We start from the raw sequence: 13,084 nt of genomic DNA on the forward strand, positions 1-13,084 counted from the left end.
CCTTTTTCAGCTGCGACAAAGCTGCCAACAGCCTACTTAATGTCGCGTGAAACCGCCCCTTGAGAGTGTGTAGAATTTTCCTATATTCTGCCGGTCTTTCTTAACCCGTACTGGAATCGTCATGGCCCTCGATACCGAGACACCGCTGAACTCGCTTGGCTTTGCCAAACCCCCGTCGGAAACGCGGGTGGTTGTTGCCATGTCCGGTGGTGTGGACAGCTCTGTCGTCGCTGCTTATCTGGCCGATCAGGGCTACGACGTCGTTGGCGTAACGCTACAGCTGTACGACCACGGCGCGGCCCTGGCCAAAAAAGGTGCCTGTTGCGCGGGGATTGATATCCATGACGCTCGGCGTGTGGCGGAAGAACGCGGCTTTCCCCATTATGTTCTGGATTACGAGAACATCTTCAAAGATGCCGTGATCGACGAATTCGCCGACAGTTATCTGGCTGGTGCAACCCCTGTACCATGCATCCGTTGCAACGAACGCGTGAAGTTCAAGGACCTCCTGGAAACCGCCAAGGACCTTGAAGCCGACTGCATGGCGACTGGTCACTATATCCAGCGCAAGATGGGCGCGAACGGGCCAGAGCTGCACAGCGCCGAGGATGCGAACCGGGATCAATCTTATTTCCTGTTTTCCACCACGCCTGAGCAGTTGGACTTTCTGCGATTTCCTCTGGGCCACTTGCCCTCGAAGGACGCGACCCGAGAGATGGCCGCGCAATACGGGCTGTCGGTGGCGGACAAGCCCGACAGTCAGGACATCTGCTTTGTGCCCAATGGCAACTATGCCAGTGTGATCGAAAAGCTGCGCCCCGGTGCGGCGGAACCAGGTGAGATCGTACATTCCGACGGTCGGGTGCTGGCGCAGCATAATGGCGTCATCCACTACACCATCGGTCAGCGCCGCGGTCTGGGTATCGGCGGGCTGAGCGAGCCTTTGTATGTGGTGAAGCTGGACGTAGACAAAAAGCAGGTTGTGGTTGGCCCGAAAGAGTTGCTGGCGACCCGGACAGTTCCGGTGCGCGAGATCAACTGGCTGGGGGATGAACCTTTTACTTCGCGTGACGAATGGCATCTGTCGGTTAAGGTGCGGTCGACCCGCCCGCCGCGTGAAGCGATTGTCCGACCTCTGTCGGAAACGACTGCCGAAGTCGAATTGCTGACACCTGAGGAAGGCATTTCGCCTGGTCAGGCCTGTGTGTTCTATTCCAATGAAAGCAGCCGCATATACGGCGGCGGCTGGATCTGGCGCGGTTACTGAGGAACCCCGATCACAAGACGTCGGTCGGGCTGTTCACCAGAATATACAGTCCGACTGCCACCATGATGTAAGGTGCAATCCTGTCAAGGCGGGCAAAACGCGGACCTAAAACCTGAGCGCGTGGTGCGCCCCAACTTGCAATCCCGATTAACGTCGCCAGTGCGCACCCGGCCCCGATCAAGGCCGTCAACCGAAACGCTGGCGTCGAATCCGCGAACAGCGGAGTCATAGCCGCAAGCGTATCAATCGATAGCGTCAAAAACAGCGCGACGACCGAGGTGATGGCCCCAGTATCGGGCAGTTGACGCCCGCCCGACCCTTTCCGTTGTTGCCAAATGCCATAAAGGCCCAGAGACAACGGGATAATCCCAAGATAACCGACCCAATTCAGAAACCGGCTGTGATCCAGCCCGCTGGCAATCACAAGCGACAGGCTCAGAATTATCATTTGCGCCGCGGCAAAGCCAAAGACGGCTCGGCGTGTCTCCATCACCATGATCAGGCCAAACAGGATGACCAGATTGTCCAGGTTAGTTGATATGGTCACGATCGCAGCGGAAAATGCGAACAGGATGTGTTCAATCATGGCGATTGGGCAGCCTGTTCAAAACCGCTCGGGCGGCGCGCAGACCCGGTGCCTCACCACCGCGCCCCAGACGGTCCATGGTCACATCCATCGCGCTGCGCTGCGCATCCGGACTGGTGGCCACGTCCGACAATGCCGTGGCAATCTTATCCGGCTCGCAATCATCCAACAGGCATTCGGGAACCGCGCGCGTGTCAGACACCAGATTGACAAGGGTCGCCGTGTCCAAATTCACCATGCGCTTTGCGATCAGTGTCGTCAGCCAGTTCAGATTGTAGGCAATCACCATTGGCGTGGCCTGTGCCGCCAGTTCCAATGAAACTGTCCCAGACGCCGCCAGCGAAAGATCGGCCGCAGCAAAAGCCGCCCTTTTCTGCGCCTGAGCCTGATCAGAGGGCATGTCTCGGGGGGCAACCACGACGTGCGACCCTGGCCAGTCCTGAACATGTTCGGTGACCGCATCAACCATATGGGCCACGGCTGGCACGACAATGCGCGTGTCAGGGTGCTGTTTCAAAAACAGGCTTAACGCCTGACCAAAGACCGGAGCCAGACGATCCACCTCACCCCGCCGCGAACCGGGCAAGGCCAGAACGATGGGCGATTGGCCTAGGCCGTACGCAGCGCGAAAGGCCTGAATGTCTTGTTCGGTCGCCACTGGTTCGCTGACAACAGGGTGTCCGACAAAGTCACATTCCATCCCCGCGCGTTGCATGTAGGGCGGCTCAAACGGCAACAGCGCCAGTACATGATCGATGACCTTGGCCATCTTGTCCGCACGCCCGGGACGCCAGGCCCAGACGCTGGGTGCAACATAGTGAACTGTGCGAACAGTACTTTGCGCTTTGACCAGCTTGGCAACCCGCAATGAGAAATCGGGACTGTCGATGGTGATCAGAACGTCTGGATTGCTTTCCAGAACAGCCTGCGCTGTCTCGGAAATCCGACGTTTGAGGTGAAAAAACTTGGGGAGAACCTCAACCAGTCCCATAACCGACAATTCGGACATGGGAAAAAGGCTGTCCAACCCTTGTGCCTGCATCAGCGGGCCGCCAACACCCTGAAATTCAACTCCGGGTACCAGCGCGCGCAGGCCTTCCATCAAAGCCCCGCCAAGCCGGTCCCCCGAAGGTTCACCGGCGACAACGAAAACCCGCATCAGTTCGTCCGCTCGCGGACATACAAAAACAGGCCCAGCCGATCACATTCCGCAATCACGCGGTCTTTCTCAAGTACAAGGACACCGCCCTTTTCGATCACAATTCCCGACAGCCCCGCCGCAACTGCGCCAGACACGGTATCGGGCCCAATCGCCGGCAGATCTGCACGAACGTCCTGATCCGGTTTCGGGGCTTTGAACAATACGCCGCCGCCCGCATCGGGGCGCTGAGTCAGAGACTGCAACATCCATGCAGTGCCAAAAATACCCTCAATCGCCAGCGCCTGCCGTTTTGAAACCACGCAGGCCTGCCCCACATCCGCAGCACCCATCGCCCGCACGATGCCCGCGGCGCGGTCGACATCAGCCAGATCAGCCTCGGACGGTTGCGCCTGCGTCAGACACCCAAGTTTCGGAAGAAGATTAGGTGCGATTTCATGGGCAGCCTTAACCTCCAGACCTGCATCCTCAAAAATGCCGATAACGGCGCGCAGCGCCGCGTCATCGCCAGACATGATGGCTTGTTGCAGGATTGGGACCAAAGGCATTGTTGCAGCGTCAATCCTTGCAGGATCAATGGGCGGGCGACCCACCGCACCTGCCATACAGATTTGGGTCACACCCCGCGCCTTGATGTCGGCGATAAAGCTTCCAACCTGCTCCAATGGAAACTCGACGTCCGGGGTCAGAGTATCCGGGCCGAAGCCCTCCATCGCACAGACCACCGGGCGGTCGGGCAACTGCGCGACCACTTCACCCGGCAAAACGCCTGTTCCCGCAATCAACGCCAGCATGGTTTATTTCCCCGGTGTCAGGAAAGACCGATCCGAATGTCCGGTCACGAAATCGACGATCCGCTGAACGTATTCGCTTTCGTTATCCGCGCCGACCCGATGCGCGCGCTCCATGAACGTGCCATCGCCAGTAGACAGTTCGCGGAAGGCCGCCCGCAAAGCGGCAATATCGTCGCGTGAGACACCGCGGCGTTTGAGGCCGACGAGGTTCAGGCCGTCAAGTTCGCCACGCGGCGCCTGAACCAGGCCATATGGGATCACGTCATTCGGAACCATGGTCAACGCGCCGATAATCGCGCCGCGCCCAACGCGGACCCATTGGTGCAATCCAGAGATACCACCGACAATCACGTCGTCCTCAATGATGCAATGACCCGCTGCGCCGGCGTGGTTGACCATGATGACACGATTTCCGATTTGAACATCGTGGGCAACGTGTACGCCTGCCATCAGCAGACAATCATCGCCGATCCGCGTTACACCGCCGCCGCCATCGGTCCCGGTGTTTACGGTGACGTGTTCGCGGATACGGTTACGTTTACCGATCTCAAGGCTCGTGTTTTCACCGCCGAACTTCAGATCCTGCGGGATCTCTCCGATGACCGAAAAGTTGAAGATCACGGTCTCTTCACCAACCGAAGTATCGCCGGTCACGACAACATGCGACTTCAGCTCAACCCGATCGGCCAACTTGACTTGGGGACCCACATAGCAAAACGGACCTACGACGCAGCCTTCACCAATCTGCGCGCCGTCTTCGATGATTGCGCTTGGATGGATGCCGCTCATGTGGTCTTTTCCATATCCCAGTCGACATAGGCCGAAAACTCGGCCTCGGCCGCGACCTCGCCATCGACTGTGGCGCGACCGGCAAATTTGAAGATCTTGCCGCCCTTTTTGCCGCGGACCGTTTCGACATGCATTTCAAGCACGTCACCCGGGATCACTTTGCGACGGAATTTGCATTTGTCGATGTTCATGAAATAGATCAACAGCTCACTGTCGATCACATCCATGCCCACGCCCAGCATGACGCCTGCGGTTTGTGCCATCGCCTCGACAATGGTCACGCCCGGCATGATCGGGGTTCCCGGAAAATGCCCTTGGAAATGGGGCTCGTTCATGGTGACGTTTTTGATGCCAACCGCCGATTGAAAGCCCGAGATATCGACGACCTTGTCGACCAGCAGAAACGGATAGCGGTGGGGCAATATCCGCTGGATCAGCTGAATGTCTGCGCTTTTGGTTTCCGTGGTCATAGTGCAGTCGTCCCGTTGTGGATTTCTCTTTGACGCGTGGTTAGCAACACCGCGCCTCAAGGGCAAGCAAACCTATTCTTTGCTTTCGTCTTCAAGTTGGCTGCCATCGCCAATCTGTTCATTGATCCGCGCAATCACCGTGTCCGTCACATCGGTTCGGTCCGAGCTGAGAAAGACATTGGAACGTTCGATAACGACCGACGCCCCGGATTCGCGCAACAGCTCGATCAGGATCGGTTGCACAAGAACCAGAAAGGTCTGCCGCGCTTCTTCGCTTCGGCGCGCTAGGGCGTCCAGTTTGGCGCGCTGACTTTCGCGATGTGTCTGAACCTTGTTGTCGAACGCCTCGGCCAGCGGGCGAAACTCTTCAGTTGGCAGTTCTGCGCGCTTTTCGGTCAGGTCTTTTTCTTCCCTACTCAGTTCAGCGACAATTCGTTCATTCTCGTCGGCCAGCAATGCGCCTTCACTTTCGATCTCGCGCATGACGCGTCGACCGAATTGCGACTCGGAAAACAACCGGTCGCTGGACAGGGTCAGAACATTCGCCTGAGGAACGCCCAATTGCTGCGCTTGAGCGGTCGACACGCAGGCCAGCGCCAGAAAAACGCACAGGGCCCGAATTGGGCCCTGTGCAGTTAATTTTATCAAGTTCAGCATCTGGCGATCAGAACCGCGCCTGAACGGTCAGGTCAAAGTTCTGTTCCTTGTCGAAGTCCTCTTTCTTCAAAGCTTTCGAGAAGTTGAACCGCAGGGGGCCAAAAGGCGTTTCCCACAGAACCGACACACCGATCACGTGCCGGACGGACCCGTCCGCGCCCACGATGTCGGCACCAGCAGTGTTCACGTTGTTGATGTTGTAGACGTTACCAACATCGTAGAACACACCGCCGCGCAGACCCAGTTCTTCGGGCAGGCCAAGCGGGAAGTCTGATTCAAAGCGGGCAACCCAGTAATAGTTACCACCGATCGCATCGTCCTGACCATTCGATAAGTCACGCGGACCCAGACCCGCAGGTTCAAAGCCACGGAACGTGTTCGGACCAATCAAGAAGCGGTCGATCACGCGGCTGAAGTCGTCGCCCTGCCAATGCAGGGCACCTACTTCCATCGATGCCCGCAGAACAACTTCCTCATTCAGGACACGTGTCTGCGCGATGCCGCGCGCTGTTGTTTTGTAGAACTCGTTGTCGCCGCCAAGACCGGCCGCATCAACGCCTACCTCAAACAAAACGCCCGCATTCGGATTCAAACCACCGCGACGGCTATCATAGAGGTAGGATACGCCCAGCGTGCTGGATGTCCGCTTGCCCTGCTCGATTTCCGAAGCGATAACAGCACCGTTCACTTCATCGTCCTGCTGCGTCATCTCGCTGCGGTTCCATCCATAGCGGAGACGGAGCGAAGACAATTCGCTGATTGCGTAGCTCAGCTGCGGCTCGAAGAAGACGCGCTTGGTATCGTAGCTTGCAAAACTCGAATTCGTCGATGCCAAGCCAAGACCGAGATCGAACTGCAATCGGCGACCGAGCAAATATGGTTCGGTGAAGTTAATGATGTATTGCTCGGAATCCTGCGCCGTCGAAAGGGTCAACCCAAGATTTTGACCGCGACCCAGGAAGTTGGATTCGTTCAGGCCAATTGCAATCCCGAAACCGTCTGAAATCGAGTAGCTACCACCAAGGCTCAACGAGCCGGTGGGCTGTTCTTCGACGTCCACATCCACAATCACCTGACTGGGCGTGGACCCTTCGCGCGGCTCAACATCTGCCACGGCAAAGAATCCAAGGGCACGGATACGTTCGGCACTCTGGCGGATTTCACGCGGGTTGAACGGATCACCTTCGACCGTATCGAACTGGCGGCGGATCACGCGGTCCAGTGTCGTTGTGTTGCCTTCGATGTCGATGCGTTCAACAAAGATCCGCGGACCTCTGGTCAGAACAAACTGAACGTCCAGCGTCAGATCACGTGGATTGCGCGTGACCCGCGGCTCGACCCGCAGGAAATCAACACCCTGCTTCAAACCCAACCGTTCCTGGCGGGCGATCGAGCTTTCGATCAGCGACGGGGAATAGGTCACACCTGGACGGATTTTTAATGCTGCTTGATATGCGGCAGGGTCCACCCCGGGAATTTCACTGACGGTCGAAATCTTACCGAATGAAAATTTTTGCCCTTCGGTGATGTTCATCACCAGAAAGAAGGCGTCACGTTCGCGGGTAAATTCGACGTTTGCGCTGTTCACACGGAAATCGACGTATCCACGCGACAGATAAAAGTCGCGGATGACCTGTTTATCGAATTCGATTCGGTCAGCGATAAACGTGTCGCCGCGCAGGAACGTGCGCAGAATGTTGGCTTGCTTAGTCTCAAGAACTCGGCGCAAGCGGCGATCCGAATATGCCCGGTTGCCGACAAAGCTAACACGCTCGACCTCGATCGTGGTGCCCTCGGCAATTTCAAAGACAAGATCGACGCGGTTGTCGCTGCGGCGAATGATGCGCGGGATGACGGTCGCGGAAACGCGGCCCTGCGCGGAATAGATTTCGGCGATCTGATCTGCATCGGCTTCAGCAAGCTGAGGCGTAAAAACCCGGCGGGGCTGAGAATTTATCGCCTCAAGCAGAACATCGTCCTTTACGCGACGATTGCCTTCGATGCTGATCTGGTTGATCGTCGGATATTCCTCGACCTCGATCACCAGAGTGCTTCCACGCGGCGTCAGTTCAACTGTCTCAAAAACACCACTGTCAAGCAAACGCTGAAACGCATCGTTTAACTGTCCGGCGGTCACTGTCTGGCCGGGTTGGATTCCAGTCCGGGCAATGATTGTCGAACTTTCGATCCGCCTGTTACCCTCAACATCGAACGAATTGATAGTGTAGCTTTGCGCGCGCGCAACCTCCGGCAGGAAGGTAAAGCTTGCTACAAAAACAAAAGAAAAAATACGTAGCGTCTGCCACAAAATATTGTTTGCTGGCTTCTGCCCCCCGCAGGATGTGCCTGCGCCTCGCCTATCAGTCATTTTTTTCTACCCGAATTTTAGGACTTTATTGTTGAGTAGCGAGATTAGGTTTCCTTGTCAAAAGACGAAAACACAAAGCGGCCCAGTGGGCCGCTGCTAATCATGTTCAATTTTTGGTAAGAATCACATGTTGGCCAAGAAAGTCCAGCCGCCGATGGCGAGCGCAGTCGCACCGAAAAACAGCAAAAAGTCCCAGTTCAACATGAACAGGAAGCTAAAGCTTTGATACGATTTTCGAAGTGCCTTGGTCATTTGAGTATCTGCCACATAAAATTGAGACGCGATAAAATTATCTGCGGATTGAGGCGAAATTGCGGCTTTTGTTGGCGCGTAAGGCCATAATCAGCAAAACAGATCGTTGGTCAGTGCGAAGATCATCAAGCCGAGGATCAAGGAGACCCCTACCCCCATCAAAATCTTCAGCGCGCCATCGCTTGGCGGTTTGCCAGTTACAGCTTCATAGGCATAAAACACCAGATGACCGCCGTCCAAGGCCGGGATCGGAAACAGATTCAGCAAACCGACTGCTGTAGACAGCACAGCAATAAAGAAGATGAAGCTTTGCGCACCCTGGCTGGCCATCGCCCCCGAAGTTTCGGCAATACCAATCGGGCCGGTCATGTTGCAGGTGCTGATGGCACCGGTAATCATGTGCCAGATACCTGACAGTGAGCCGTCTATGACACGCAGAGTTTGACGTGCGCCGCCCGAAATGGATTCGAGAACACCAGCCGATTCAGTCGCAGGTTCCAGCATCATGCCGCCAACGATACCAATGCGCCAATGCGTGACAAAGCCGCCTTCTGCCTGTGGTTCATCGGTGCGGCGCGGGGCAAGGGCGAATTCAAGATCGGCCCCGTCGCGCCAGACATTCAAGAGCAGAACTTTCCCGTCGGACCCTTCGACATGCTCTTTCAACTGATCGAAAGCATAAATTGGGTCTCCGTTGACCGAAGTGATGACATCACCGCGCTGAAGGTCGATATCCATGGCCGCACTGCGCGGGCTAACCTGCTGGATCAGTGGCGGAAACAGCCAGGGGCCCGTCACATCCATGGTCTGATCATCGCGGATGACCGTATAATCCAGAACAGGTTCCACCGGCAGCGCGTCAACAAAGTCTGTCCATGCGCCCTCCTCGTCGAAATCGGGCACCGCAACGCCGCCAATGGCGACGATTTCGTCACCGTCCTGCAATTGCTGAACAGTGCCGGGCAAAGGGTGCAAGGTCCCAACTGTCAGTGGATCTTTGGTCACGCCCTGGGTCAGGAAAATCAAACCAAACACCAGGATCGACATGATGAAATTGAAAACCGGACCTGCGGCAACCGTGGCCGACCGGGCCCAAAGAGGTGCCCCATGCATGGTGCGACGCAGATCCTCCGGGCTTTGCTCGGAAATTTCCTCCATCGCCGTTTCGTCTTTGCCCGACGCCGCGTTCGCGTCGCCCAGAAATTTGACATACCCACCAAAAGGCAGCGCGGCGATCTGCCACCGCGTGCCGCGCTTGTCGATGCGGCTCCAAAGAACCGGGCCAAACCCGACCGAGAACACCTCGGCATGAATACCGGACCAGCGTCCAACAATGTAGTGGCCGTACTCGTGCACCGCCACGATCACCGAAAGTGCGATGACAAAGGCAATGATCGTATACAGCAAATTGCCGAACTGAGGGATCAGAGAAAGTACGTCCAAAATTCTATCCTGCTCGTTGGATGACGATGTCATCGACCCATGTACGTGCCAAATGGTCCGTTTGCAGCACGTTATCAAGGGTTAAAGGGGCATCAATAAGGTCGCCTGCGGCCTCAAACCTGTCCAGAACGGTCTCGACTATGTCGGCCATCTGAAGGAAACCGATTTCACGCGCAATGAACCGATCCAACGCCCGTTCTTTGGCGGCGTTGAATACAGCACCTGACAGGCCACCGCGTTCCATCACGGCGCGTGCCAAGCGCAGCGCGGGATACCGCGCCTCATCAGGTTCATTGAACCTAAGCTGCTTCAGTTTTCCAAGATCCAGTCGTTCGACCGGCAAGTCCTTCCGATCGGGCCAGTGCAAAGCGTACCCGATGGCATGGCGCATATCTGGGGCGCCCATATGGGCCATGACAGCGCCGTCCTGGAACCCGACCAGAGCGTGAACGATGGATTCCGGGTGCACCAGCACTTCGATCTGATCCGGAGACACGCCGAAGAATTCTTTGGTTTCAATCAGCTCCAGCGCTTTGTTGAACATAGACGCGCTGTCGATTGTGATCCGCTGCCCCATATCCCAGTTCGGATGGCTCGAGGCTTGCTCAACCGTCGCATGTGCCAGTTTGCTCAGTGGCCAGTCACGGAACGCGCCGCCACTTGCTGTGATGATGATACGCTCGACCGCGGCCATATCCTCGCCGACAAGCGCCTGAAAAACGGCCGAGTGTTCGCTGTCGACCGGCAAAAGCCGCGCATTGTTCGCCTTGGCAGTCTCAAGAACCAACGCACCGGCGCAGACAAGCGTTTCCTTATTGGCCAACGCCAGCGTGCCGCCCTGCCTGAGCACTTCAAGACCAGGCTCTAAACCGGCTGCACCGACAATGGCCGACATAACCCAATCGGCAGGCCGCGCTGCAGCTTCTGTCAGCGCATTTTGACCGGCAGCCACTTCGACGCCCGAACCCGCAAGGGCCGCGCGCAGATCATCCAGCCGATTTTCATAGGCCGTAACCGCCACATCTGCGTTCAAACGCCGGGCATCTTCCGCCATTTTTTCGATATTCGCCCCACCCGTCAGAGCGACGACGTCATAGGACGCGGGGTCGCGATCAATCAGATCAATCGTGTTCTGTCCAATTGATCCGGTCGCGCCGAAGATTGAGATTTTGCGCATCACATCGCTCCGGGGGAATAGAGAATCCCGGCTATCAAAACGAACAAGGCCGCACCCATCATGCCGTCAAAGCGATCCAGAAACCCGCCATGCCCTGGGATCAAGTTCGAGCTGTCTTTGACCCCAAACTTGCGCTTTGTCGCGCTTTCGACAATGTCCCCAGCCTGACTGGCCATCGACGCAAGTACCGAAATCACCACAAACATGACGCCAAAACCGGCATTCACGGCAAAGATCATGCCAACCACAGCTGCTGCAGCCCACCCGCCTGCAGTGCCCGACCATGTTTTCTTTGGGCTGACCTTTGGCCAGAATTTAGGGCCGCCAAAGGTTTTGCCAACAAAGTATCCCGCAACATCCGTTGCCACGACCACCGAGATCAGCCAGACCATCCAGCCGAACCCCATGTTCTCGCGGATTGAGATGAAGCCCAGACCCGACGCAGCGATCCAGAGAGCAAAGAGTGCGTAGATACCCTTGGATCGACTGATTTGCCCTGCCCCGACCAATGCCGGTGCAAGCAGGAATGGCAACGTATAAAGCGGCGGAAGATGATAGCTGAGCACGACCGCAACACCGGTGAGAATGCCCAACTGGATCGCGATACCATTGCGGTCCGGATCGATCATCCGCACCAGTTCCCAGGTCATCAAGCCGCAGGCGATTGCAATAAAGGCTTCGAACCACAGCCCGCCCAGCCACACTTCGACTGAACCGATGCACACAAGCACCGCGGCAGACAGAACACGGGCGGTTAGGTCAGACCATCGGCCCTCACTCATGCCGGAACCGCTCCGAACCGCCGGTCACGGCTTCCAAAGTTTCGGCACAGCCGTTCCAATTCGGCCGAGGTGAAGTCGGGCCATAGCGTGTCGATGAATTCGTATTCCGAATAGGCGGATTGCCACAAAAGAAAGTTGGATATACGGGCTTCGCCACTGGTTCGGATCACCAAATCCGGGTCGGGAAGAACATGCGTATCCAAATACTTGGGCAGAGTTTCCTCATCCACGTCATCGGGTCGCAGGCGGCCTTCGGCCACGTCACGCGCCAGCCGTTTGGTCGCCCGGGCAACCTCATCCCGCCCGCCGTAATTCAACGCAATGGTCAAGTGCACCAGATCGTTGTGCTGGGTTGCTACCTCCAAAGTGTCCATCAGTTCGGTCAGCTTGGAATCCAGACGAACCCGATCGCCGATAAAGCGCACGCGCACACCGGCTTTGGTCAGGTTGCGAGCTTCCTTGATGATGTACCGTCGAAACAGGCTCATCAATCCGGCGACTTCAACCTGGGTCCGTTTCCAGTTTTCAGTCGAAAAAGCAAATACTGTCAGATACTTGATACCCAACCCCGGACAGGCCTCGACTACTTCCCTTACCCGCCGGGCACCGGCCTGATGCCCAAACAGCCTGGGCCGGTTGCGCGCCTGAGCCCAACGACCGTTGCCATCCATGATGATGGCGACGTGGCGTGGTCCGGTAGCGGGTGAGGGTTGCGACGTGTCAGGCATTTCGTGGATCAGACCTGCATGATCTCTGCCTGCTTGGTTTCAAGCGCGGCATCTACGTTCTTGATCATCTGGTCGGTCAGGTCCTGGACTTCGCTTTCCCAGAACTTCTGATCGTCTTCTGACATGCCGTCAGCTTTGGCTTTCTTGATCTGATCCATGCCATCGCGACGGACGTTACGGATCGAAACACGGGCGTGCTCGGCATATTGCCCGGCAACCTTACCCAGCTCGCGGCGGCGTTCTTCGTTCAATTCGGGGATTGGCAGCATGATGATTGTGCCGTTCAGCTGGGGGTTGATACCCAGACCGCTTTCGCGGATGGCTTTCTCGACCTTGCCGACAAGGCCTTTGTCCCAAACATTCACCGTCACCATGCGTGGCTCGGGGACGTTTACGGTGCCGACCTGATTGATCGGGGTCATCGACCCATAAGCGTCAACCATGACCGGTTCCAACATCGAGGCCGACGCGCGGCCCGTTCGCAACGAGGCGAACTCGGTTCTCAGGTTGCCCATCGCGCCTTCCATGCGGCGCTTCAGATCGTCGGTGTCCAGTTCAAAATCGTCAGACATGCTGCTCACTCCCCGTCTTCAGGTGCTGTTTGCATGGCTC

14 protein-coding genes are annotated in these 13,084 nt (G+C 56.9%); 1 reads left to right on the forward strand and 13 read right to left on the reverse strand.

Annotation, left to right across the window (positions count from 1 at the left end; genetic code table 11):
• The first annotated feature begins 121 nt into the window (after positions 1–121).
• Positions 122–1,267, forward strand: a complete 1,146-nt coding sequence (gene mnmA, locus AC2FFH_RS04770) for a tRNA 2-thiouridine(34) synthase MnmA (RefSeq protein ID WP_496764986.1) — start codon at positions 122–124, stop codon at positions 1,265–1,267.
• 10 nt (positions 1,268–1,277) lie between these two features.
• On the opposite strand, the gene AC2FFH_RS04775 is transcribed toward mnmA, so the two are convergent.
• From AC2FFH_RS04775 to frr, 13 genes are all read right to left on the reverse strand, one after another.
• Entirely contained in the window at positions 1,278–1,853 is a 576-nt protein-coding gene (locus AC2FFH_RS04775; RefSeq protein ID WP_496704259.1) for a hypothetical protein, read from the reverse strand.
• Positions 1,846–3,012 carry a lipid-A-disaccharide synthase gene (lpxB, locus tag AC2FFH_RS04780; RefSeq protein WP_496843878.1) on the reverse strand — a complete coding sequence of 389 codons (1,167 nt, stop codon included), beginning with the start codon at positions 3,010–3,012 and terminating at the stop codon, positions 1,846–1,848. The genes AC2FFH_RS04775 and lpxB overlap by 8 nt, the downstream gene beginning before the upstream one ends.
• Complete coding sequence (locus tag AC2FFH_RS04785; RefSeq protein WP_496843879.1) at positions 3,012–3,806, reverse strand: LpxI family protein; 795 nt, start codon at positions 3,804–3,806, stop codon at positions 3,012–3,014. The genes lpxB and AC2FFH_RS04785 overlap by 1 nt, the downstream gene beginning before the upstream one ends.
• Before the next feature lie 3 nt (positions 3,807–3,809).
• Entirely contained in the window at positions 3,810–4,595 is a 786-nt protein-coding gene (lpxA, locus tag AC2FFH_RS04790) for an acyl-ACP--UDP-N-acetylglucosamine O-acyltransferase (RefSeq protein ID WP_496776783.1), read from the reverse strand.
• Positions 4,592–5,065 carry a 3-hydroxyacyl-ACP dehydratase FabZ gene (gene fabZ / locus AC2FFH_RS04795; RefSeq protein WP_496843880.1) on the reverse strand — a complete coding sequence of 158 codons (474 nt, stop codon included), beginning with the start codon at positions 5,063–5,065 and terminating at the stop codon, positions 4,592–4,594. The genes lpxA and fabZ overlap by 4 nt, the downstream gene beginning before the upstream one ends.
• Before the next feature lie 72 nt (positions 5,066–5,137).
• On the reverse strand, positions 5,138–5,722 hold the full coding sequence (locus AC2FFH_RS04800; protein ID WP_496843881.1) for an OmpH/Skp family outer membrane protein: 585 nt from the start codon (positions 5,720–5,722) through the stop codon (positions 5,138–5,140).
• A 7-nt stretch (positions 5,723–5,729) separates the two neighbouring features.
• A complete protein-coding gene (gene bamA / locus AC2FFH_RS04805) occupies positions 5,730–8,090 on the reverse strand; it encodes an outer membrane protein assembly factor BamA (protein WP_496765001.1) in 2,361 nt (786 codons plus the stop codon).
• 123 nt (positions 8,091–8,213) lie between these two features.
• Positions 8,214–8,342, reverse strand: coding sequence for a hypothetical protein (locus AC2FFH_RS04810; RefSeq protein ID WP_282151161.1), 129 nt, complete (start codon positions 8,340–8,342; stop codon positions 8,214–8,216).
• A gap of 90 nt (positions 8,343–8,432) precedes the next feature.
• A complete protein-coding gene (rseP, locus tag AC2FFH_RS04815) occupies positions 8,433–9,785 on the reverse strand; it encodes an RIP metalloprotease RseP (RefSeq protein ID WP_496843882.1) in 1,353 nt (450 codons plus the stop codon).
• Between the two features lie 4 nt (positions 9,786–9,789).
• Positions 9,790–10,962 (reverse strand): 1-deoxy-D-xylulose-5-phosphate reductoisomerase, encoded by a 1,173-nt coding sequence (dxr, locus tag AC2FFH_RS04820; protein ID WP_496765008.1) that lies wholly within the window; start codon positions 10,960–10,962, stop codon positions 9,790–9,792.
• Positions 10,962–11,744, reverse strand: a complete 783-nt coding sequence (locus AC2FFH_RS04825) for a phosphatidate cytidylyltransferase (protein WP_496765012.1) — start codon at positions 11,742–11,744, stop codon at positions 10,962–10,964. The genes dxr and AC2FFH_RS04825 overlap by 1 nt, the downstream gene beginning before the upstream one ends.
• Positions 11,741–12,472 (reverse strand): polyprenyl diphosphate synthase, encoded by a 732-nt coding sequence (gene uppS, locus AC2FFH_RS04830; protein WP_496722744.1) that lies wholly within the window; start codon positions 12,470–12,472, stop codon positions 11,741–11,743. The genes AC2FFH_RS04825 and uppS overlap by 4 nt, the downstream gene beginning before the upstream one ends.
• An 8-nt stretch (positions 12,473–12,480) precedes the next feature.
• Entirely contained in the window at positions 12,481–13,044 is a 564-nt protein-coding gene (gene frr, locus AC2FFH_RS04835; RefSeq protein ID WP_496722742.1) for a ribosome recycling factor, read from the reverse strand.
• Positions 13,045–13,084 lie beyond the last annotated feature (40 nt).

This window comes from Ruegeria sp. YTSC003 (assembly GCF_059609785.1).